Source organism: Streptomyces sp. TOM-9, from assembly GCF_056858595.1.
The window spans coordinates 4,985,406-5,006,636 of sequence record NZ_JBXEQB010000001.1 but is presented as its reverse complement, the minus strand read 5'-3'; the positions used below and the strand labels follow the sequence as shown (position 1 = coordinate 5,006,636).

Sequence of the window (21,231 nt, the reverse complement as noted above, 5' to 3'; positions counted from 1 at the left end):
CGGCGGCAGGGCCTAGGCTGACAGACATGTCGCCGGCGAGCCGTTACACCTATCTCGGCCCTGAGGGCACCTTCACCGAGGCCGCGCTCCGGACGCTTCCGGAGGCCGCCACACGCGAGCTGGTACCGATGGTCTCGGTGCAGGCCGCGCTCGACGCGGTGCGCAGCGGGGAGGCCGCGGCGGCCTTGGTGCCCATCGAGAACTCGATGGAGGGCGGCATCACCGCGACGCTGGACGAACTGGCGGCGGGCACCCCGCTGATGATCTACCGCGAGGTGCGGCTGCACATCGCGTTCGCGCTGCTGGTGCGCCCGGGTACGGGGCTCGGGGACGTCAAGACGGTCACCGGTCATCCGGCGGCGCAGGTGCAGGTCCGCAAGTGGCTGACGGCGCACCTGCCGGACGCCGCGTGGGAGTCGGCGGCGTCGAACGCGGACGGGGCCCGACTGGTGGCGGAGGGCCGGTACGACGCGGCGTTCGCGGGCGAGTTCGCGGCGCCGACGTACGGGCTGGAGCCGCTGGCCACGCAGATCCACGACGCGGCGAACGCCGAGACCCGTTTCGTGCTGGTCGGCCGTCCGGCCCGGCCGGTCGCGCCGACCGGCGCCGACAAGACCTCGGCGGTGTTCTGGCTGGGCGACGACCACCCCGGCGCGCTGCTGGAACTGCTGCAGGAGTACGCGGTGCGCGGGGTGAACCTGATCCGCATCGAGTCGCGGCCGACCGGCGAGGGGATCGGCCGGTACTGCTTCTCGGTGGACTGCGAGGGGCACATCACCGAGCGCCGGGTCGGCGAGGCGCTGATGGGCCTGAAGCGGATCTGTCCGCAGGTGCGTTTCCTCGGCTCGTACCCGCGCGCGGACGAGGTGCCGCCGCAGCAGCGCAAGGGGACCACGGACGAGGAGTTCACGGCCGCGGCGGACTGGCTGGGGCGCGCCCTGGACGGGCGGGTCTGAGGCGCTCGCGCACCGCTTCCCGGGGGCCTCGGTGAACAACCGGTGGCCCCTTCGGTTGTCCACCGCGTTATCCACAGGCCCTTGCCGCGGGCTGGGGATAAGTCGACAGAACAAGTCGCCCAAGGAACCGCCAGATCGACAAATCGGCACACTCGCGCCAACTGGTCCCACAGACCCCCAGGTCATCATTCGTCATCCCAATACCTTCGAACAACTCGATAGAGGGAAGAGTTCTCACTCGAAAGTGAGTGTTAGGAGGGTTTGAACCGGGAATCCATGCCCCCGCACCCACCCTGCGGAATGATCAGGTCCATCTTCCACAGCCCATCCACACCCGCTGTGGACAAGTGAGGGGGACACCCCTCCCCCTGTGGATAACTCTCCGCTCCGGACCTGCCCCAACTGCCTTTGTCCACAGGCCACATGCCCTCCCCGGAGGGACGCGAAGAATTCGGTTGACGGTAACCGACCCGCCATTATCGGCAGTACGGCTTTTCCCGCAGCCCGCTTTCGAAGCGGACATAACACCCCATAAAGCACTTAACTTGTCGCGTCGGCACCCGGCGCACCGGTAGCCTGTTCCCGTGATTGACCTTCGCCTGCTTCGTGAGGACCCCGACCGTGTGCGCGCCTCCCAGCGCGCCCGTGGAGAGGACGTCGCGCTCGTCGACGCCCTGCTCTCCGCAGACGAGCGGCGCAGGTCGTCCAGTACCCGCTTCGACGAGCTGCGCGCGGAGCAGAGGTCGCTGGGCAAGCTGGTCGGCAAGGCCCAGGGCGAGGAGCGGGCCGAGCTGCTGAAGCGGGCCGAGCAGCTCAAGGCCGCCGTGAAGACCGCCGACGCCGAGCAGCACGAGGCCGCCGAGGAGGCGCGGCGCCTGCTGCTGCAGCTCGGCAACATCGTCCACCCGGACGCCCCCGTCGGCGGCGAGGAGGACTTCGTCGTCAAGGAGGTCATCGGCAGCCCGCGCGACTTCGCGGCCGAGGGCTTCGAGCCCAGGGACCACATCGACCTCGGCGAGCTGCTCGGCGCCATCGACGTCGACCGCGGCGCCAAGGTCTCCGGCTCGCGCTTCTACTACCTGACCGGCCCCGGCGCCCTGCTGGAGCTGGCCCTGGTCAACGCGGCCATCGCGCAGGCCACCGCGGCCGGCTTCGTCCCGGTGCTGACCCCGACGCTGGTCAAGCCGGAGGCCATGGCCGGCACCGGCTACCTCGGCCAGGTCGAGGACGACGTGTACTACCTGGAGAAGGACGGCCTGTACCTGGTCGGCACCTCCGAGGTCCCGCTCGCCGCGTACCACATGGACGAGATCATCGAGGCGTCGAAGCTGCCGCTGCGCTACGCGGGCTTCTCGCCCTGCTACCGGCGCGAGGCGGGCTCGTACGGCAAGGACACCCGCGGCATCATCCGCGTCCACCAGTTCGACAAGGTGGAGATGTTCGTCTTCACCCGCCCCGAGGACGCCGAGGCCGAGCACGCCCGGCTGCTGGAGTGGGAGAAGCAGTGGCTGACCTCGCTCGAGCTGCCCTTCCGGGTGATCGAGCTGGCCTCGGGTGACCTGGGCTCCTCGGCGGCGCGCAAGTTCGACTGCGAGGCGTGGATCCCCACCCAGGGCAAGTACCGCGAGCTGACCTCGACCTCGAACACCACCGAGTTCCAGGCCCGCCGGCTCTCCGTGCGGCTGCGGGACGAGAACGGCACCCGCCCGCTGGCCACACTCAACGGCACCCTGTGCGCCATCCCGCGCACCATCGTCGCCATCCTGGAGAACCACCAGCAGGCCGACGGCTCGGTCCGCGTCCCCGAGGTGCTGCGCCCGTACCTGGGCGGCCGTGAGGTGCTGGAGCCGGTAGCCAAGTGACCGCCCCGCTCCCCTACCGTCTGGTCGCGACGGATCTCGACGGCACGCTGCTCGGCCCCGACCACACCGTCTCCGGACGTTCGCGCAAGGCGCTCGCTGCGGCCACCGCGGCGGGTGCCGATCACATCGTCGTCACCGGCCGCCCGGTGGCCCGTACGGTGCACGTCCTGGAGGACCTGGGCTACGAGGGCCTGGCCGTCTGCATGCAGGGCGCGCAGGTCTACCACGCGGGCGAGCGGCGGCTGCTGACCTCGGTCACGCTGGACCGGCAGACCGCCCGGACGGCGCTGGCCAAGATCGAGGCGGAGACCGGCCCGCTGGCCGTGGCGGCGGCGCTCGACGGCATCGACGGCGACATCGTGCTCGGCCCCGGCTACCGGCTGTTCGACTCGGAGCTGCCGGTGGGCGGCGAGGTGGACGACGTGGAGGGGCTGTGGGCGTCGCCCGTCAGCAAGCTCTACGTCCAGCATCCGCGACTGGGCGACGACGAGCTCGCGCACGCGGCGACCACGGCCGCCGGGGGCCTGGTCAGCGCCGTGATGTCCGGTACGGGCATCGTGGAGCTGCTGCCGCTGGGGCTGTCCAAGGCCCGGGGGCTGTCGCTGGCCGCCCGCCGGCTGGGTGTGACGGCCGCCGAGACCATCGCCTTCGGTGACATGCCCAACGACCTGCCGATGTTCGAGTGGGCGGCCCACGGCGTCGCGATGGGCAACGCCCACCCGCTGCTGAAGGCGGCCGCCGACGAGGTCACGGCCTCCAACGGCGAGGACGGGATCGCCCTGGTCCTGGAGCGGCTCTTCCCCGGGGCGTGAGCCCGCGGCACGCGAGGCCGATCAGCAGGGCGATGACGTGCCCGAGGTCGGTGTAGGTGCGGCCCGGTGTGACCAGGGGGTAGGCGAAGAAGCCCGCGGCGGCGAGCAGGTAGGGCAGCCGCCAGGGCGGTCGTACCCGGTGGGTGAGCACGCCGATGGCCCCGGCCAGCCCGTAGCTGACGCCGATGTCGACGGTGTGGGCGAGCGAGGCCGGCAGCCGGTCCGCGTGGATGCCGAGCAGCACGGCCTGCTGGCTGAGGACGCTCGCCCCGACGTGGGCCAGGGCCACGACGCCGAGCCAGCGCCGGGTGCCCAGCCAGCGCTCGGCGGGGGCGTGGACGGCCTCGAAGCAGAGCGCGTACAGCCCGAAGGCCGCCGGGGACTCGGTCCACAGCGCGCTGCCGACCAGCGCCCGCACCGGCTGGGAGCCGAGCTCCGCCAGGTTGGTGCTGTTGTGGTGCAGCAGGAAGGACCGCAGGTCCGGCGGGGCGGCCGCCATGATGCCGCTGGTCACGGCGAGGGCCAGCAGCCAGACGTGCGTCCCGGGGGCGGAGCGCACCCAGGCCCGCACCTCGGGGACGACGACCCGGGCCGCCGCGCCGCTCGGTGCGGTGCGGCGGCCCGGTGCCGGCGGTGCCGGCCGTCTCGTCCGTTGCCATCCCCTCCATCGTGCGGCAGGGGGACGGCTGCTTCAGCGGGTTCAGGCCGCCTTGATCGCGGAGATGTCGAAGGTCAGCTTGACCTTGTCGCTGATCAGGACGCCGCCGCCCTCGAGGGCCGCGTTGTAGGTGAGGCCCCAGTCGCCGCGGTTGACGGTCGTCGAGCCCTCGAAACCGACACGGAGGTTGCCGTAGGGGTCGGTGGCGGAGCCGTTGTAGGTGAAGTCGATGGAGACCGGCTTGGTGGTGTCCTTGATCGTGAGGTCACCGTGCATGCGGTAGGTCTCGTCGTCGACCTGCTCGGCGGAGCTGCTGCGGAAGCTGATCTCCGGGTAGGTGGCGGCGTCGAAGAAGTCGCCGGTGCGCAGGTGCTCGTCGCGCTGGGCCTGGTTGGTGTCGATGCTGACGACCTTGATGGTGACCTCGGCGGAGGAGTTGGCCGGCTTGCTGCCGTCCAGCTGCAGCTTGCCCTCGTACTCCGCGAACTGGCCGCGCACGGTGGTGACCATCGCGTGGCGCACGGCGAAGCCGACCTCGCTGTGGGTCGGGTCGATCGTGTACTCGCCGGTCAGGTGCGCCAGGTCGGCGGACGGCGCGGTGGTGACGGCAGCGGTCTCGTTGGCATCGCTCTTGCGATTGAACAGGCCCATGACTAACTCCTTGGGGACGCGTTGGTTTACGATTCAACCTCCTTCACGGTAGCGACATTCCCTTGAATTCTCAAGGAGTCCTGTGATCCAGCCCACTTCCGGGGGACGAGGACGAAGCGCCGGCGGCCCCGGTCACGGGACCACCGGCGGCGGAGCCCGGCGGCGGCACGCCCGGCGAGCGCGTCGATGCGGTGGGCCAGCTCCGGGCTGAACAGCGCGATGAGCAGGCCGAGGGCGGCCAGGAACACACCCACGGCGAAGAGCAGCGGAGTCTCGGACGTCACGCCGCACATCTGACAATCCGATGTGCGGACGTCGGGGGAGCAGGGCCGCCCGGGCGGAAGAAGACCACCCGGGCGGCTTACGGTGGGACGGGCCCTAGGCCGGAACGATCACTCCTCGCCGGCCAGCGTCAGCGACCGCATCCGCTGCCCCGCGAAGGCCGTCGCGGCGAGGGTGACGCCGACCAGCAGCACCACTGCGAGCGGCAGCCCCACGTCGGAGGTCACCGTGCCCTCGCCGGCGATCTTCTGGGCCAGCGCCAGGGCCCACTGCTGCACGCTCAGCGTGCGCGCCCCGGGTACCAGGCTGCCGATCAGCGACTCCCAGATCAGCGCGTAGACCAGGCCGAAGACCACGGCCTGCCGGGTCACCACGCCCAGCAGCAGGAAGATCGCCGCGTACGTGACGGAGGCGACCGCCGCCGCCGCGGTGAACGCGACCGCGATGCCCTGGCTGTTGCCGTTGAGGATGAACCCGGCGATCAGCGTCGGCACCGCCGAGAAGACCACCGACACCGCGATGGCGACCAGCAGCTTGGTGACGATGATCGTCGGCCGCCGTACCGGCTTGGCCAGCAGGTAGATGATCGAGCCGTCGTCGATCTCCGGCCCGATGGCGCCGGTACCGGCGATCACGCCGACCAGCGGCACCATCGTCGCCAGCGCGAAACCGCCCAGCACCGAACTCGCGATGGAGTCGTCGGCGCCGACCAGCGCCCGCACCGCCACGGAGATCAGGATCAGCAGCGCAGGCAGGGCGAACAGGACCAGGGCCCGGCGGCGGCCCAGCAGCCCCCGGTAGGTCAGCCTGGCCACGGTGGGATTGAACATCGGAGCTCCTTACAGCCGTGTGCCTACGCCGTGACCAGGTAGGAGAAGACGCTCTCCAGGGACTCGTCGGACGGCGAGACCGTGAAGAGCCGGATGCCCCGCTCCCGCGCGACGCGCGGCAGCAGCTCGGTGAAGCCGGCGAAGTCGATCGCCTGGATGCGCAGCGCCCGCTCCTTCCAGTCCAGCTCGATGGCGGCCGTGGACCCGTCCGCGATCAGCGCGGCGGCGAGCGCCCGGTCGTCGCTGGAGCGCACCAGGTAGCGGTGCGGCCGGTCCGTCATGAGCCGGCGGATCTTGCGGAAGTCTCCCGAGGCGGCGTGCCGGCCGGCGACGACCACCTCGATGTGGCTCGCCAGCTGCTCGACCTCCTCCAGGATGTGCGAGGAGAACAGCACCGTGCGGCCCTCGGCGCCCATCCGCCGCAGCAGGTCCATCAGGTGCAGCCGCTGCCGGGGGTCCATGCCGTTGAAGGGCTCGTCCAGCAGCAGCACCGACGGGTCGTGCACGAGCGCGGAGGCCATCTTGGCGCGCTGCCGCATGCCCTTGCTGTACGTGGAGACCGCGCGGTCCTGGGCGAACTCCATCTCGACCGTGGCCAGGGCGCGCTGCGCCGCCGCCCCCGGGTCCGCCAGCCCGTGCAGTTCGGCGTTGGCGACCACGAACTCCCGGGCCGTCAGGAAGTCGTACATCGCCTCCCGTTCGGGGACGATGCCGATGTGCCGGTACACCTGCTCGTTGCGCCAGACCGTGGCGCCGTCGAGGGTGACGGTGCCGGCCGAGGGGGCCAGGAAGCCGCCCATCATGTTGATCAGGGTGGACTTGCCCGCGCCGTTGGGGCCGAGCAGCCCGGTGACGCCGGGGCCGATCGTCATCGTCACGTCGTTGACGGCGACGACGTTGCCGAACCAGCGGGACACGTGGTCGATGGACAGGGTGGTCACGACAGTACGGCCTTTCGGTAGCGGCGCATCAGCAGGCCGAAGGAGCCGGCGATCACGGCGAGGAGGACGAGGAGGTAGACCGTGCCGACGACCGCGTCCTTCGGGCCCGCGCCCTCGGGGAAGCTGGAGGTCGCCCCCAGCCACCAGGTCTGCGCGCCGTCGATCAGCGTGATCGGCGAGAACAGGCCGAGCCAGCCGATCACGTCGGCGTTGCCGTTGATCGAGGCGACGCCCTGGACGCTGGTCACCGCGCCGTACGAGAGCGTGAACACGGCGATGACCGCGGCGACGCCGAAGCCCCGGCGCGGCGTCAGCGCCGCGATGACCAGGCCGATGCCCGCGAACAGCAGCGACAGCAGCAGGGCGGCGAGCATCGCCTTGGCGAAGCCCGCGCTCTGGTCGCTCACGTCGAACTTGGCCAGCAGCGCCCCGATGTACATGATCAGCAGCGGCGTCGCGGTGAGGATGAACAGCGCCGTGGTCAGCGCGGCGAACTTCGACGCGACGTAGTCGACCGCCTCGATCGGACGCGAGAAGTACAGCGGGGTCGTCTTGAACCGCAGGTCCAGCGAGACGGCCTGCGGGGCCTGCGCCGCCAGGTAGAGGCCGATGACCGCCTGCATGATGATCGCGTACTGGGTGTACTCGATCGGCAGCTTGGTCGCCTTCGTGCCGATCGCCACCGCGACCATGATCCCGGCCGGAACGCACATCACGGCCAGCAGGATCATCGGCAGCACCTTGGACTTCGCCGAACGGCCGAGCCCGTACGCGCTGCGCAGGCTCTGGACGTACAGCGACGTGCGCGCGTAGCCGCGGCCCAGGCGCGGGCCGTCGTAGTGCCGGTAACCGATGTCGTGGATGACGTCGGCGGCGGGCGTCCTGCCCTCAAGCTGCGTCATGCTCGTCCCCTCCCCGGAAGATCTCGGCGATGCGGTGCCGGTGCTGCTCCATGCGCACCAGGCCCGTGCCGAGCTCCGCGACCGCGTCGCGGACCGCGTCGTACGTCTCGTCCCCGTCGATGTCGACCATGACCAGCCGGCCGTCCGCGTGCGCGTTGAGCCCGGCGGCGGTCAGCTTCTCCACCAGCTCGTCCTCGTGCTCGGTGACCTCGACGGTGAGCGAGGCGGTCGCCTGGGTGAAGTCGCTGGTCGAGGAGGAGCGCAGCAGGGAGCCGCCGTCGATGACGACGATGTGGTCGCTGGTGCGCTCCAGTTCACCGAGCAGGTGGGAGGTGACCAGCACGGAGATGCCGAACTCGGTGTGGACGCGCCGGATCAGTTCGAGCATGTCGTCGCGGCCGACGGGGTCCAGCCCGTTCGTCGGCTCGTCGAGCAGCACCAGCCGGGGGTCGTGGACCAGCGCCTGGGCCAGCTTCACCCGCTGCTTCATGCCCGTGGAGTACCCGCCCATGGGGCGGTACCGCTCCTCGTACAGGCCGACGTGGCGGAGCGTGTCCGCGGTGCGCTCTCGCGCGGCGGCCGGCGGCAGCCCCGAGATACGGGCCATGTGGACGACGAACTCCGTCGCCGACACGTCCGGGGGCAGGCAGTCGTGCTCCGGCATGTAGCCCACATGGGCGCGGATCGCCGCGCCCTCTGTCGCCACATCCATGCCCAGGACGGCGGCCCGGCCTTCCGTGGCCGGCGCCAACCCCAGGAGGATCTTGATCAGGGTCGACTTGCCGGCTCCGTTGGCACCGACCAACCCGGTCACGCCGGGTGCGATGTCGACGGTGAGCCGGTCCAGAGCGGTCACCCTCGGGTACCGCTTCGTCAGGCTTTCGGTAGCGATCACAGTCACGCCACGAACCTAGTGGCGCGGGCCACACCCCGTCGTCAGTCTGGGGGGCGGTTGTGCGTAGTCCTTGGGGTTGACTCCCCCGTAGGGGAGGCGCTGCGGTGCGTCCGTCTTGGCGGGGTTCCTCCTGCGGGTCGCGCGGTTCAGCCGTGGCGGGGCGTCGTCCGGGAGCACGGTCGGCTCCACCGGTCGCCCCCGACGGGCCGGACCCCGCGGTGGTGCCGCGTGGCGCTGCGTCGGGTCGTGGGGTGCGGGCGCGGGCGCGCGGCAGTGCGCGGGTCGCGCTCGCGTGAGGGGCGCGGGGGTGTGCGGGGCGTGGGGGTGCGGGGCGTGCGTGGGCGGTACGTGCCTGCTCCGCCGTACGCGCGGATGCGGCGGTACGGGCCGCCGTCGTGCGCGGGCGGGTCGGCGACCGGACGGTCCGTGGCTCCGTCGCGGACCGGGGTGTCCCGCCGCGTGTGGGGCCGGGTCGAGCCGGCGGTGACCGTCACAGCCCCGGGGGTGCGGGTCGTCTCCGGCATCGTCGTCCTCGTCATCGTGCTCGTGGTCCTGATCGGGGTGGTGCTCGTGGTCCTGCTCGGGGTGGTGCTCGTGGTGCTCACTGCCGTGCTCCGGCGCGGGCCGCTGTGTGCGCCCGTCGTCCGGGGAGTCCGGACGGATCCGCTGGAGCGGGCGCCGTGTCCGGCGCCGTGGTGGTGCTGGTGCGCTTGCCCTCGGGCGGTCCGCTCGACGCGGTCCCCCGCGGTGGGGACGGCCTGACGTGACGTCAACGGGAGCCGTGCGGCACGCCGTACCGGCTGGTCACGCGCGTCCGCGGCGGTCATGCGCAGAGCGCCCACTCGCGGCGGCGGGGGGTGCGGGCCGGGGCCGCGGTCGCGTCGGTCAGCGCGGGGTCGAGGCCGGCGTCGCCGATCGGGCGGGTGCGCACGCGGGCCACGGGCGAGGCGCCGTGGGCCTCGGCCCGGATGCGCTGCTTCATCGTCGGCGGCAAGGAGTGCGCGTCGGCCGCGGCGGTGAGGCAGGGCGCCGGGACGAAGGGGACTGACGGCTCGGGCACGACGGGTTCGCTGCGGTACGACGTGCGGCACGACGGGACCTCCGGTGTGCGTCCGCCCGGTTCGACGCGCGGCCCTGGACCGGACGCGGCGGCGCCCACCACCACCGGTTGTGGTGCCGGCTCCGTACGCGGCGCCGGTGCCCAGTGGCGGACCGCCTCGGCGGTCGGCAGGAACCGGGTCCCGGGGACGGTCTCGGGTCGCGGCGCGGCAGGAGCCGTGCTACGCGACGCCGGGACGGCGAACCCGAAGTACGCGACCATCTTGAGCAGGAGCGTCACGAAGACGTCCCAGAACGTCCTGACATGGGTGTTGGCAGCCATGACCTCTCACTTCCTTCGGTGAGTCGGGAGCGACTAATCCGATGATGCGGAAGTGAGCACGAAATCCTCGGTGCCGCACCCCGAGGGTGCCGATATTCCGATCAACACCACCCGGGTGGCCCAGCCGTGCCCCGGCCGGCCGCTCCGGCGAGGACCTTCCCGCGCAGTGCACACCGAGTTGCGGGTCCTGACGTCCGGGGGTAGGGCGGCGTCCCGTTGCGCGTGGCGGGCGCCGCCCCGTCCACAGGGTGCGCAGGCGGGGGTCGCGGGGGGCGGTTGCCCGGCGATTTCCACCGGACGGCCGCCGGAGCCGAGGTCGTCCGACCGCTCCGGGCCGGGCGGCACCAGGGCCCGTAGGGTGGAGGACATGCGCCTGAGCACTGTGATCCTGCCGATCCACCGCTGGAACGAGGGCCGGAAGGTCTGGCGTCGGGCCGAGGAACTCGGCTTCCACGCCGCCTACACCTACGACCACCTGTCGTGGCGGAGCTTCCGGGACGGCCCGTGGTTCGGGGCGGTGCCGACGCTGACGGCGGCGGCCGCGGCGACGGAGCGGATCCGGCTGGGCACGCTCGTGACCTCGCCGAACTTCCGGCACCCGGTGACGCTCGCCAAGGAGTTGATCTCCCTCGACGACGTGAGCGACGGGCGGCTGACGCTCGGCATCGGCGCCGGCGGGGTGGGCTACGACGCGACCGCGCTGGGGCAGGTGCCGTGGACACCGCGGGAACGGGCCGACCGCTTCGGCGAGTTCGTCACCGTACTGGACCGGTTGCTGACGGAGCCGGTGGTGAGTCACGAGGGCGAGTTCTACTCGGCGGACGAGGTGCGGAACATCCCCGGCTGCGTGCAGCGGCCGCGGGTGCCCTTCGCGGTGGCCGCGACGGGCCCGCGCGGGCTGCGGCTGGCGGCGCGCTACGGCCAGGCCTGGGTGACCTACGGCGACCCGAAGGGCCCGGCGGAGGTGCCGGTGGACAAGTGCCCCGAGGTCGTCTCGCACCAGTACGACCAGCTGGAGATCGCCTGCGCCGAGATCGAGCGGGATCCGGGCGAGCTCGACCGCATCCTGCTGACCGGGTCGACGGCCGAGCGCCCGCTGGAGTCGCTCGACGCCTTCGTCGACTTCGCCGGCCGCTACGCGGAGGTCGGCATCACCGAGATCGTGCTCCACTGGCCGGTGCCGGACTCCGTCTACGCGGCGGACCAGAAGGTCTTCGAGCGCATCGCGACCGAGGCGCCGGCCCAGCTCAGTTGAGCCGGCGGCGGGCGTTGCGCCGCCACTGGCCGAGCAGCACGGGTGACGCCGTGGGCGGCGGACCCGCGGGACAGACGTCGAAATGACTGATCCGGCAGGTGTCGGAGGGGTCGGCGGCACGCAGGTTGACCGCCGTGCCGTCGCCCGCGACGCGCCAGCGGCGACCGGCCGGGACGGTGGCCGGCGGCCACTCGCCGGGCTCGACCAGGATCCAGTGGCCGCCGGCGGTGCGGTGGCGGTACGCGGCGCAGGCGCAGCGGCCGCAGGTCGTGGCGGTGCCGGCCGCCGGATCGGCGACGGGTATCGCGGTGCGCGCGGCCAGGCGGATGCCGTCCACGACGGTCGGCAAAGCCTCGGCCAGGAGCACCGGTTCCCGGTCGGGCTGCTCTTCACAACGCACAAGGGCCATGGCGAGATGGTGACACCCGGCACTGACAACGGCGACGGAGAGTGTGGCGGTGATCGCACTCAGCGCCCGCCTGCTGTCATATGCAACCGCATGGGGGACCATGGGTCGGTGACCTCAGCCACCCAGCATCCCAGGACCCCGGACGCCACCCTCGCGGCCCCCGCGCCGCGGCTGATCGCCACCGACCTGGACGGCACGCTCCTGCGCGACGACAAGACCGTTTCGGCCCGGACGATCGCCGCCCTGGCGGACGCGGAGGCAGCGGGCATCGAGGTCTTCTTCGTCACCGGCCGGCCCGCGCGGTGGATGGACGTCGTCGCCGCGCACACCGCCGGCCACGGCATGGCGATCTGCGCCAACGGCGCCGCCGTCTACGACCTGCACCGCGACAAGCGGCTGCTGGCGGCCTACCCCCTCGACCCGCGGGACGCGCTCGCGGTGATCGCCTCCCTGCGCACCGCCGTCCCCGGCACGACCTTCGCCGTCGAGCTGACCGGCGGCTTCGCGTACGAGCCGGAGTACCCGCCGTACGCCCCCGCGCCCGACGCGGTCGTCGCCCCGGTGGAGGAGCTGCTGGACGGCGGGCGGCAGGGCCAGCCCGTGCTGAAGCTGCTGGCCAAGCACCCGTCCATCGACCCGGACGCCTTCCTGCGCACCGCACGCGCGGTGGCCGGGGAGCACGCCGAGATCACCCGGTCCAGCGCGTCGGCGCTGCTGGAGATCAGCGGTGCGGGGGTCAGCAAGGCGACGACGCTCGCACGCTGCTGCGCGGACCTCGGCATCTCCGCCGAGGAGGTCGTGGCCTTCGGGGACATGCCCAACGACCTCGCCATGCTGTCGTGGGCGGGCACCTCGTACGCCGTCGCCAACGCCCACCCCGAGGTGCTGGCCGCCACGACGCACCGCACCGTGGCGAACGAGGAGGACGGCGTCGCCCTGGTCATCGAGCGGATCCTCGCCGCCCGCTGACCGCGCCCGGCCTCACAGGGGCGCCTCCCAGGCGAGCGTGGTGCCCTTGCCGTCCGGCCCCGGCCCGAAGATCGACTCGCCGCCCAGCGACTCCGCGCGGCGGGCGAGGTTGCGCAGCCCGCTGCGCCGCCCGGTCTCCGGGATGCCGACGCCGTCGTCGGAGACGATGAGCCGCACCCCCTCCCGGCCGTCGGCGAGGACGGCGGTGGCGTCGAGCACCACCTCGACCCAGGTGGCGCCCGCGTGCCGCTGGACGTTGGACAGCGCCTCGCGCAGCGCCGCCACGAGGTTGCGGGCGCTGAGCGCGCCGACCCTGTGGTCGACGGGCCCGACGAAGCGGACGGAGGGCGGGAAGCCCAGGCCCCGCGCGGCGGAGCCGGTCTCCCGCAGCACCTGGGCGCGCAGTCCCGCCGGTGCGTCGTCGCCCGGCTCCTGCTGCAGCGCGAAGATCGCCGTCCGCACCTCCTGAATGGTGGCGTCCAGTTCCTCGACCGCGTGCGCGATGCCCTCCTCCGCGTCGGGCGGCAGCGCCTTGCGCCGGGCCCCCTGCAGCATCAGGCCGGTCGCGAACAGCCGCTGGATGACCAGGTCGTGCAGGTCGCGGGCGATCCGGTCGCGCTCCTCGTAGACGGCCAGCCGGTTGCGGTCGCGCTGGGCGCCGGCGAGCAGCAGCGCAAGCGCCGCCTGCGCCGCGAACTGGACGGCGACAAAGCGCTCGTCCTCGGTGAAGCCCGGCCCGCCGTGGGCCCTCGGCAGCGCGAGCGCGCCCATCACATGGCCGCTGCTCTGCAGCGGCAGGATCATGCAGGCCCCGAAGCGCGGGGCGATCGCCATGGTCATCCGGTCGTCGGTCGAGGCGTCCTCCACGAACACCGGCTCGCCCGCCATCAGCGGCGCCACGGGCGGGCTGTCCGCCTCGAGCACCGTGCCGACCAGGCCCGCGGGCTGCTGGGCCGAGACCGCGACCACCTCAAGACCGCCCTCGACCGTCGGCAGAAGAACCAGGCCCGCGTCGGCCGCCACGAGTGCGCGGGCCTGCTCGGCGACGACGTCGAGCGCGTTTTCGCCCGGTTGTTCGTCCGCCAGCAGCGCGGTCGTGACCGAGCCGACGGCGTCCAGCAGCTTGGCCAGTGGTTCTGCCATACGGCGAGCCTAGGCCGGTGCCGCGTCCTACGCCGTGATCGACTCCGGCTCGGGCGCGCCCAGCGCGTCGGCCGCACGCTCGCGGTCCAGGCCCCGGCGGAACGGGCCGTCGGCGGCGGCCAGCTCCTGGTGCGTACCGCGCTGCACGACCCGGCCGCGGTCGAGGACGAGGATCTCGTCGACCTCCTCCAGACCGGTGAGACGGTGGGTGATCAGCACGGTCGTGCGGCCCATGGTCGCGGCCAGCAGATCGGCGGTCAGGGCGTCGGCGGTGGCCAGGTCGAGGTGTTCGGCGGGCTCGTCGAGCACCAGGACGGGGAAGTCGGCGAGCAGCGCCCGGGCCAGCGCCAGCCGCTGGCGCTGGCCGCCGGACAGGCGGGTGCCGTGCTCGCCGACCGGGAGGTCGAGCTCCAGGTCGAGCCGGGCCGCGGCGAGCGCGCCGCGCAGCTCCGCGTCGTCCGCGCCGGGGCGGGCCAGGCGCAGGTTCTCCCGGACCGTGCTGTCGAAGGCGTGCGCGTCCTGGGCGCACAGGCCGACCATGCGGCGCACGGCGTCGCCGTCGAGGGCCGTGGCGTCGGTGCCCGCGAGGGTGTAGGTGCCCGCCTCGACGTCCAGGAAGCGCAGCAGCACGTGGGCGAGGGTCGTCTTGCCCGAGCCGGAGGGGCCGACGACCGCGATCCGGCGACCGGGCGTCAGTTCGAGGCCGACGCCGTCCAGCGCGGGCCGGGGCCGCCCCGGGTGGCGGGCGGTGAGACCGCGCAGCACCAGGGGGTGCGGTCCGGCGGGCACGGGCGCGGGGCGTTCCGGCTCCCGTACGGGCTCGGGGGTGTCGAGCACGTCGTACACGCGCTGCGCCGCCTGCCGGCTGCGCTGCCGGTACTGCGCCGCGAGCGGCATGGCCGCCACCGCCTCGAAGGCCGCGAGCGGGGTGAGCACGACGACCGCGAGCGCGACCCCGGACAGTCCGCCGGCGGCCACCGCCTGCACGCCCACCCAGGCGCAGAGCGTGACGGTGAGCCCGCTGACCAGGGCGCCGAGTCCGGCCCCGAGCGCCGCACCGGCCGCGGAGCGCGCCGCGATCCGGGTGAGCACGCGGTCCGTCTCGGCCGCCTCGGCGCGGCGCCCGGGCAGTGCCCCGGCGACGGTCAGTTCGGCGGTGCCGGTGAGCACCTCGACGACCTGGGCCGCGAGTTCGCCGCGGGCGGGGGCGAGGGCGCGTTCGGCGCGCCGGGCGAGCGCCGCGGAGACGGCAGGCACGGCCACGCCGGCGGTGAGCAGTCCTACCGCCAGGGCGGCTCCGGCACCGGGCAGCAGCCACGCGGTGAACGCGGCCGCCGCGGTGCCGGTGAGCGCGGCGGCGCCCGCGGGGAGCAGCCAGCGCAGGAAGTAGTCCTGCAGGCCGTCCACGTCGGCGACGAGGCGGGAGAGCAGGTCGCCCCGCCGGATGTCGCGCAGCGCGGCGGGCGCGAGCCGCTCCAGCCTGCGGTACACGGTGACCCTGAGGTCGGCCAGGGCGCGGAAGACGGCGTCGTGCGAGACCAGGCGCTCGGCGTAGCGGAACACCGCCCGGCCGATGCCGAAGGCGCGGGTCGCGGTGACCGCGACCATCAGGTAGAGGACCGGCGGCTGCTGCGAGGCCCGGGATATCAGCCAGGCCGAGGTCGCCATCAGGCCGACGGCGCTCAGCAGCGCGAGGGCGCCGAGCAGCAACGCGAGGGCGAACCGCGGCCGCAGCGGCGACGTGACCCGGCGTACCCGGGTCAGCGGCGCGGAGGTCCTGGAAGCCGTGGAGGGCGCGGGCGGGGCGACGGCGAGGGCCGCGCCGAGGGGTTCGGGGGCACTGGCCGTGGCCGCGGCCTGCCGTTCGGCCCCGGCCGGGTGCGCCGCGGTGGACGGCAGGGCACGCTCCGGGCGCCCGTCGAGCCGTACCGTGCGGTCCGCCACGGCCAGCAGCGCCGGGCGGTGCACCACGAGCAGCACCGTCCGGCCGGCGGCGAGCCGCCGTACGGCGTCGACCACGGCCGCCTCGGTCTCCCCGTCCAGCGCCGCCGTGGGTTCGTCGAGCAGCAGCAGCGGCCGGTCGGCGAGGAACGCCCGGGCCAGGGCGACGCGTTGCCGCTGTCCGGCGGAGAGCCCGGCGCCGCCCTCCCCGACGGCCGTCGCGGGGTCGAGGTCCGGGGCGCCGGCGTCCCGGAGCGCGGCGCGGACCCCGGCCGGGCTCGCGTCCGGGCGGGCCAGTCGTACGTTGTCGGCGACGGTCCCGGCGAAGAGGTACGGCCGCTGGGGGACCCAGGCGATCTGCCGGTGCCAGCCGGCCGGGTCGTGGGCGGCGAGGTCGGTGCCGCCGGCCAGGACCCGTCCCGAGGTCGGCTCGGTGAAGCCGAGCAGCACGGAGAGCAAGGTGCTCTTGCCGATCCCGCTGGGACCGGTCAGGGCGATCGTCTCGCCGGGGGAGACCCGCAGGGAGACCGCGCCGAGGCGGCCCCGCACGGCGACCCCGTCCAGTTCGACGACCGCGGTCCGCAGGTCGGGGGCCGGGGCCGTGCCGCGCCGGGGCGGCGCGGTCTCCAGCACGGCGAAGACCTCGTCGGCGGCGGAGAGCCCCTCGGCGGCCGCGTGGTAGTGGGCTCCCACCTGGCGCAGCGGCAGGTACGCCTCCGGCGCCAGGACGAGGATGACCAGCCCGGTGTGGAGGTCGAGTTCACCGTGGACCAGCCGCATGCCGACGCCGACGGCGACCAGGGCGACGGAGATGGTGGAGAGCAGTTCCAGGGCGAAGGAGGAGAGGAAGGTGATGCGCAGCGTCCGCATCGTGGCGCGCCGGTGGTCGGCGGTGATGGCGCGGATGGACTCGGCCTGGGCCTTGGCCCGGCCGAAGACCTTGAGGGTGGGCAGGCCCGCGACGACGTCGAGGAAGTGGCCGGACAACCGGGCGAGCAGCTGCCACTGACGGTCCATGCGGGCCTGGGTGGCCCAGCCGATGAGGACCATGAAGACCGGGATGAGGGGGAGGGTCAGGGCGATGGTGAGCGCCGAGATCCAGTCCTCGGTGACGATGCGGGCGAGGACGGCGGCGGGCACCACGACCGCCAGGCCCAGTTGGGGCAGGTAGCGGGCGAAGTAGCCGTCGAGGGCGTCGATGCCCCGGGTGGCGAGCGTGGTGAGCTCACCGGTCCGGCGCTCGGTGAGCCCCGCCGGGCCCAGTGCGGTGACGTGCTCCAGCAGCCGTGTGCGCAGCCGGGACTTGACCGCGGCGGAGGCTCGGTGGGCGCACAGCTCGGTGAGCCAGGAGACGACCGCCCGGCCGGCCGCGACGCCGGCGAGCAGCAGCAGGGGGGTGCGCAGTGCTCCGGCGTCGAGACCGTCCTGGAAACCCCCGACGACGATCTCCGCGAGGAGCATCGCCTGCGCGATGACCAGGCCCGCACCGGCGAGACCGAGCAGGACGGAGACGGCGAGGAACACACGGGTCGCGCGGGCGTACCTCAGGAGCCGGGGGTCGACGGGTTTCACGTGAAACAGCTCCTCAGTGCGCTTCGGCGATGTGCTGGGTGCCGATCCGCCTGCGGAACACCCAGTACGTCCAGGCCTGGTAGAGCACGACCAGCGGGGCCGCGATCGCGGCGCACCAGGTCATGATCTTCAGCGTGTACGGGGTCGAGGAGGCGTTCTCCACCGTCAGGCTCCACGCCGGGTCCAGCGTGGAGGGCATGACGTCCGGGAAGAGCACCAGGAAGAACATCGCCACCACGGCGGTGACGGTGACCCCGGAGAAGGCGAACGCCCAGCCCTCGCGGCCCCTCAGGTTGGCGCCCAGCGCGGCGAACAGCGCGAGCACGGCGACGGCCGCGGCCGCCAGGCTCGCCGCGTTCCCGCCGCTGCCCTGCGTCCAGGCCAGGAAGGCGACCGCGAGCACGGCGGTGACCGCTCCGGCCCGGGTGGCGAAGCGGCGGGCGCGGTCGCGGATGTCACCGAGGGTCTTCAGGGCCGCGAAGACCGCGCCGTGGAAGGTGAAGAGGCTGAGCGTGACGAGTCCGCCGAGCAGGGCGTGGGGGCCGAGCAGGTCCAGGACCCCGCCGGTGTACTCACCGGAGGCGTCGATGTCCACCCCGTGCACGATGTTGGCGAACGCCACGCCCCACAGGAAGGCGGGGAGCAGGGAAGTCCAGAAGATGGCCTGTTCCCAGCCGGTCTGCCAGCGCTCGGTGCTCCGCTTGGCGCGGTACTCGAAGGCCACGACCCGGATGATCAGGCAGAGCAGGATCACCAGCAGCGGCAGGTAGAAGCCCGAGAAGAGGGTGGCGTACCACTCGGGGAAGGCGGCGAAGGTGGCGCCGCCGGCGGTGATCAGCCAGACCTCGTTGCCGTCCCAGACCGGGCCGATGGTGTTGATCAGCACCCGCCGTTCGGGGCGGTCGCGGGCGAGCAGCCGGGTGAGGACGCCGATGCCGAAGTCGAAGCCCTCGAGGAAGAAGTAGCCGGTCCACAGGACGGCGATGATGACGAACCAGACGTCGTGGAGGTGCATGCCGTCTCTCCCTAGTACGAGAAGGCCATCGGACGGTCGGCGTCGCCGCCGATCTTCGTGGGGGGATTGAGGTCGGACTCGGTGAGCTCGGGCGGCCCGGCCTTGGCGTACTTGACCAGGAGCTTGACCTCGACGACGGCGAGGACGGCGTAGAGCGCGGTGAGGACGATCAGCGAGGTCAGCATCTCGGCGGTGGAGACGCCGGGGGAGACCGCGTCCTCGGTGCGCAGCAGCCCGTACACGACCCACGGCTGGCGGCCGTTCTCGGTGAAGATCCAGCCCCAGGAGTTGGCGATCAGCGGGAAGCCCATGGTGAGCAGCCCGATCCGCCAGTACCAGCGGGACAGGGCCGGCGAGAGGGCGTTGTTCCTGGTGAGCATCAGGTGCGGTGGCTCGTCGTCGGCGGTGCGCCGGTCCTCGGCGAGCCAGAACCTGCGGCGGGTGAGCCAGAGTCCCGCCAGGCCGACCGCGAAAGAGGTCATGCCGAAGCCGATCATCCAGCGGAAGCCCCAGTAGGCGACCGGGACGTTGGGCCGGTAGTCGCCGGGACCGTACTTCTCCTGCTCGGCCTTGTTGACGTCGTTGATGCCGGGGACGTACGAGCTGAAGTCGTCGTGGGCGAGGAAGGACAGCAGTCCGGGGACCTCGACGGCCACGGTGTTGTGGCCCTTCTCGACGTCGCCGTACGCGAAGATCGAGAACGGGGCCGGGGACTCGCCGTCCCACAGGGCCTCGGCGGCGGCCATCTTCATCGGCTGCTGCTCGTACATGACCTTGCCCAGCCGGTCGCCGCTGATCGCGGTGAGCAGGCCGGCGACGACGGCGGTGACCAGGGCGAGGCGCAGCGAGGTCCTCATGACGGCGACGTGCTTGCGGCGGGCCAGATGGTAGGCCGAGATGCCGATCATGAAGGCGGCGCCGGTCAGGAAGGCCGCGGTCAGCGTGTGGAAGACCACGACGAGGGTGGTGTTCTGGGTGAGCACGGCCCAGAAGTCCGTCAGCTCGGCGCGGCCGGTGACCTTGTTGTAGCGGTAGCCGACCGGGTGCTGCATCCAGGAGTTGGCGGCGAGGATGAAGTACGCGGACGCGATCGTGCCCAGCGAGACCAGCCAGATGCAGGCCAGGTGGATCTTCTGCGGGAGTTTGTCCCAGCCGAAGATCCACAGGCCGATGAAGGTGGACTCGAAGAAGAAGGCGATGAGCGACTCGAAGGCGAGCGGGGCGCCGAACACGTCGCCGACGAAGCGCGAGTAGTCCGACCAGTTCATGCCGAACTGGAACTCCTGGACCAGGCCGGTGGCCACGCCCATGGCGATGTTGATCAGGAAGAGCTTGCCCCAGAACTTGGTCGCCCGCAGGTACTTCTCCTTGCCCGTGCGCACCCAGGCCGTCTGGAGGCCCGCGGTCAGCGCGGCGAGGGAGATCGTGAGGGGGACGAAGAGGTAGTGGTAGACGGTCGTGATGCCGAATTGCCATCGCGCGACGGCCACGGAGTCCAGTGCCAGGTCCACGCCACGCCTCCTATCTTGCCGAGCTTGTGAAAGTGAACGCATTCACAAGCTCAGTATGCCGCACACGTTTTCGCCCCCTCACACCGGGGGGTGGGAGGGGGCGAAAAGGGCGCGCCACGACGCCCGCGGCGCCGCGTGGGGACGGCTACAGCTCCTTGCGGAAGGCCTCGGCCGTACGGAGCAGGACGTCGTTGGCGGCGTCCTCGCCGACCGTGATCCGCACGCCCTCCCCCGCGAACGGACGGACGGTGACGCCGGCCCGCTCACAGGCCGCGGCGAAGTCGCCGGTGCGCTCCCCCAGCCGCAGCCACACGAAGTTGGCGTGGGTCTCCGGCACCGTCCAGCCCTGTGCCGTCAGCCCGTCGAACACCCGGGCCCGCTCGGTCACCAGCGCGTCGACCCGCTCCAGCAGCGCCGCCTCCGCGCGCAGCGAGGCCACCGCCGCGTCCTGGGCGAGCTGGCTCACCCCGAAGGGGACGGCCGTCTTGCGCAGCGCCGCCGCGACCGGCTCGTGCGCGATCGCGAACCCCACGCGCAGCCCGGCGAGCCCGTACGCCTTGGAGAAGGTGCGCAGCACCGCCACGTTGGGTCGGTCGCGGTAGACCTCGACGCCGTCCGGGACCTCGGGATCGCGGATGAACTCCTTGTACGCCTCGTCCAGCACGACCAGCACGTCCGAGGGGACGCGGTCCAGGAAGCGCTCCAGCGCGGCCCGGCGGACCACCGTGCCGGTGGGGTTGTTGGGGTTGCAGACGAAGACCAGCCGCGTCCGGTCGGTGATCGCCCCGGCCATCGCGTCCAGGTCGTGGGTCTCGTCCGCGTCCAGCGGCACCGGCACCGAGGCCGCTCCGCTGATCTGCGTGATGATCGGATAGGCCTCGAAGGACCGCCAGGCGTAGATGACCTCGTCACCCGGTCCGGCGGTCGACTGCAGCAGCTGCTGCGCGACCCCGACCGAGCCGGTGCCGGTGGCGATGTGCTCCACCGGCACGCCGAAGCGGTGCGCCAGCTCGCCGTGGAGGGCCGTGCACGCCATGTCCGGGTAGCGGTTGAAGTTCTCCGCGGCGGCGGTGGCCGCCTCCAGGACACCGGGCAGCGGCGCGTAGGGGTTCTCGTTGGAGGACAGCTTGTAAGCGGTCACTCCCTCTTCCACGGCCGGGGGTCTGCCCGGCTTGTACGTGGGGATGCCGTCCAGTTCGCGGCGCAGTTTGGGGCTCATGCCCCACACCATACGAGCGGCCGCCCG

19 protein-coding genes and 1 pseudogene are annotated in these 21,231 nt (G+C 72.6%); 6 read left to right on the top strand and 14 right to left on the bottom strand.

Translation table 11 applies throughout. The features are described from left to right. Positions 1 to 26: 26 nt before the first annotated feature. The 3 genes from pheA (at position 27) to AC1VWI_RS23255 (ending at position 3,630) form a co-directional block, all read left to right on the top strand. A complete protein-coding gene (gene pheA / locus AC1VWI_RS23265; protein ID WP_499512951.1) occupies positions 27 to 956 on the top strand; it encodes a prephenate dehydratase in 930 nt (309 codons plus the stop codon). A gap of 584 nt (positions 957 to 1,540) precedes the next feature. Further along, positions 1,541 to 2,818, top strand: coding sequence for a serine--tRNA ligase (gene serS / locus AC1VWI_RS23260; RefSeq protein ID WP_499512950.1), 1,278 nt, complete (start codon positions 1,541 to 1,543; stop codon positions 2,816 to 2,818). Beyond that, positions 2,815 to 3,630, top strand: coding sequence for an HAD family hydrolase (locus AC1VWI_RS23255; RefSeq protein ID WP_499512949.1), 816 nt, complete (start codon positions 2,815 to 2,817; stop codon positions 3,628 to 3,630). The genes serS and AC1VWI_RS23255 overlap by 4 nt, the downstream gene beginning before the upstream one ends. On the opposite strand, the gene AC1VWI_RS23250 is transcribed toward AC1VWI_RS23255, so the two are convergent. The 7 genes from AC1VWI_RS23250 to AC1VWI_RS23220 all read right to left on the bottom strand — a co-directional run bounded on the left by AC1VWI_RS23250 (position 3,566) and on the right by AC1VWI_RS23220 (position 8,795). Then, positions 3,566 to 4,189 (bottom strand): rhomboid-like protein, encoded by a 624-nt coding sequence (locus AC1VWI_RS23250; protein ID WP_499512948.1) that lies wholly within the window; start codon positions 4,187 to 4,189, stop codon positions 3,566 to 3,568. The two genes, AC1VWI_RS23255 and AC1VWI_RS23250, sit on opposite strands and share 65 nt — an antisense overlap. Before the next feature lie 141 nt (positions 4,190 to 4,330). Then, on the bottom strand, positions 4,331 to 4,939 hold the full coding sequence (locus tag AC1VWI_RS23245) for a YceI family protein (RefSeq protein ID WP_499512947.1): 609 nt from the start codon (positions 4,937 to 4,939) through the stop codon (positions 4,331 to 4,333). A 26-nt stretch (positions 4,940 to 4,965) separates the two neighbouring features. Then, the gene (locus tag AC1VWI_RS23240; protein WP_499512946.1) at positions 4,966 to 5,223 is read right to left on the bottom strand and encodes a hypothetical protein; all 258 of its coding nucleotides are present in this window, start codon (positions 5,221 to 5,223) and stop codon (positions 4,966 to 4,968) included. Positions 5,224 to 5,331: 108 nt separating this feature from the next. Next, complete coding sequence (locus tag AC1VWI_RS23235; RefSeq protein ID WP_499512945.1) at positions 5,332 to 6,051, bottom strand: ABC transporter permease subunit; 720 nt, start codon at positions 6,049 to 6,051, stop codon at positions 5,332 to 5,334. A gap of 23 nt (positions 6,052 to 6,074) precedes the next feature. Next, positions 6,075 to 6,992: an ABC transporter ATP-binding protein gene (locus tag AC1VWI_RS23230; RefSeq protein ID WP_499512944.1), complete on the bottom strand. Its 918-nt coding sequence runs from the start codon at positions 6,990 to 6,992 to the stop codon at positions 6,075 to 6,077. After that, positions 6,989 to 7,894 (bottom strand): ABC transporter permease, encoded by a 906-nt coding sequence (locus tag AC1VWI_RS23225; RefSeq protein WP_499512943.1) that lies wholly within the window; start codon positions 7,892 to 7,894, stop codon positions 6,989 to 6,991. Before AC1VWI_RS23225 ends, AC1VWI_RS23230 begins: the two co-directional genes overlap by 4 nt. Next, a complete protein-coding gene (locus tag AC1VWI_RS23220) occupies positions 7,881 to 8,795 on the bottom strand; it encodes an ABC transporter ATP-binding protein (protein WP_499512942.1) in 915 nt (304 codons plus the stop codon). Before AC1VWI_RS23220 ends, AC1VWI_RS23225 begins: the two co-directional genes overlap by 14 nt. Positions 8,796 to 9,272: 477 nt before the next feature. Here AC1VWI_RS23220 and AC1VWI_RS23215 point away from each other — a divergent pair, with 477 nt between their 5' ends. Then, the gene (locus tag AC1VWI_RS23215; protein WP_499512941.1) at positions 9,273 to 9,551 is read left to right on the top strand and encodes a hypothetical protein; all 279 of its coding nucleotides are present in this window, start codon (positions 9,273 to 9,275) and stop codon (positions 9,549 to 9,551) included. Between the two features lie 61 nt (positions 9,552 to 9,612). On the opposite strand, the gene AC1VWI_RS23210 is transcribed toward AC1VWI_RS23215, so the two are convergent. Beyond that, positions 9,613 to 10,170, bottom strand: a complete 558-nt coding sequence (locus tag AC1VWI_RS23210) for a DUF6344 domain-containing protein (protein ID WP_499512940.1) — start codon at positions 10,168 to 10,170, stop codon at positions 9,613 to 9,615. A 367-nt stretch (positions 10,171 to 10,537) separates the two neighbouring features. Here AC1VWI_RS23210 and AC1VWI_RS23205 point away from each other — a divergent pair, with 367 nt between their 5' ends. Then, entirely contained in the window at positions 10,538 to 11,425 is an 888-nt protein-coding gene (locus AC1VWI_RS23205; protein WP_499512939.1) for an LLM class flavin-dependent oxidoreductase, read from the top strand. Here AC1VWI_RS23205 and AC1VWI_RS23200 read toward each other — a convergent pair. Next, positions 11,418 to 11,834, bottom strand: a complete 417-nt coding sequence (locus AC1VWI_RS23200; RefSeq protein WP_499512938.1) for a DUF6083 domain-containing protein — start codon at positions 11,832 to 11,834, stop codon at positions 11,418 to 11,420. The genes AC1VWI_RS23205 and AC1VWI_RS23200 overlap by 8 nt on opposite strands. A 108-nt stretch (positions 11,835 to 11,942) precedes the next feature. On the opposite strand from AC1VWI_RS23200, the gene AC1VWI_RS23195 reads away from it, so the two are divergent. After that, positions 11,943 to 12,803: an HAD family hydrolase gene (locus AC1VWI_RS23195; protein ID WP_499512937.1), complete on the top strand. Its 861-nt coding sequence runs from the start codon at positions 11,943 to 11,945 to the stop codon at positions 12,801 to 12,803. Between the two features lie 12 nt (positions 12,804 to 12,815). Here the strand turns inward: AC1VWI_RS23195 and AC1VWI_RS23190 are convergent. The 5 genes and pseudogenes from AC1VWI_RS23190 to hisC all read right to left on the bottom strand — a co-directional run. After that, positions 12,816 to 13,922: pseudogene (locus AC1VWI_RS23190) on the bottom strand (GAF domain-containing sensor histidine kinase); the annotation flags it as partial. 51 nt (positions 13,923 to 13,973) lie between these two features. Next, positions 13,974 to 17,459: a thiol reductant ABC exporter subunit CydD gene (gene cydD / locus AC1VWI_RS23185; RefSeq protein ID WP_499512936.1), complete on the bottom strand. Its 3,486-nt coding sequence runs from the start codon at positions 17,457 to 17,459 to the stop codon at positions 13,974 to 13,976. 13 nt (positions 17,460 to 17,472) lie between these two features. Continuing rightward, positions 17,473 to 18,474: a cytochrome d ubiquinol oxidase subunit II gene (gene cydB / locus AC1VWI_RS23180; RefSeq protein ID WP_499512935.1), complete on the bottom strand. Its 1,002-nt coding sequence runs from the start codon at positions 18,472 to 18,474 to the stop codon at positions 17,473 to 17,475. Positions 18,475 to 18,485: 11 nt separating this feature from the next. Then, positions 18,486 to 19,985 carry a cytochrome ubiquinol oxidase subunit I gene (locus AC1VWI_RS23175; protein ID WP_499512934.1) on the bottom strand — a complete coding sequence of 500 codons (1,500 nt, stop codon included), beginning with the start codon at positions 19,983 to 19,985 and terminating at the stop codon, positions 18,486 to 18,488. A gap of 145 nt (positions 19,986 to 20,130) precedes the next feature. After that, complete coding sequence (gene hisC, locus AC1VWI_RS23170; protein WP_499512933.1) at positions 20,131 to 21,204, bottom strand: histidinol-phosphate transaminase; 1,074 nt, start codon at positions 21,202 to 21,204, stop codon at positions 20,131 to 20,133. Between the last annotated feature and the right edge of the window lie 27 nt (positions 21,205 to 21,231).

Bases quoted from the DNA above. Each gene is read 5' to 3' on its own strand.
- pheA (WP_499512951.1), top strand. From the start codon at position 27: ATGTCGCCGGCGAGCCGTTACACCTATCTCGGCCCTGAGGGCACCTTC.
- AC1VWI_RS23245 (WP_499512947.1), bottom strand. From the start codon at position 4,939: ATGGGCCTGTTCAATCGCAAGAGCGATGCCAACGAGACCGCTGCCGTC.
- AC1VWI_RS23235 (WP_499512945.1), bottom strand. From the start codon at position 6,051: ATGTTCAATCCCACCGTGGCCAGGCTGACCTACCGGGGGCTGCTGGGC.
- AC1VWI_RS23225 (WP_499512943.1), bottom strand. From the start codon at position 7,894: ATGACGCAGCTTGAGGGCAGGACGCCCGCCGCCGACGTCATCCACGAC.
- AC1VWI_RS23210 (WP_499512940.1), bottom strand. From the start codon at position 10,170: ATGGCTGCCAACACCCATGTCAGGACGTTCTGGGACGTCTTCGTGACG.
- AC1VWI_RS23205 (WP_499512939.1), top strand. From the start codon at position 10,538: ATGCGCCTGAGCACTGTGATCCTGCCGATCCACCGCTGGAACGAGGGC.
- AC1VWI_RS23200 (WP_499512938.1), bottom strand. From the start codon at position 11,834: ATGGCCCTTGTGCGTTGTGAAGAGCAGCCCGACCGGGAACCGGTGCTC.
- cydB (WP_499512935.1), bottom strand. From the start codon at position 18,474: ATGCACCTCCACGACGTCTGGTTCGTCATCATCGCCGTCCTGTGGACC.
- hisC (WP_499512933.1), bottom strand. From the start codon at position 21,204: ATGAGCCCCAAACTGCGCCGCGAACTGGACGGCATCCCCACGTACAAG.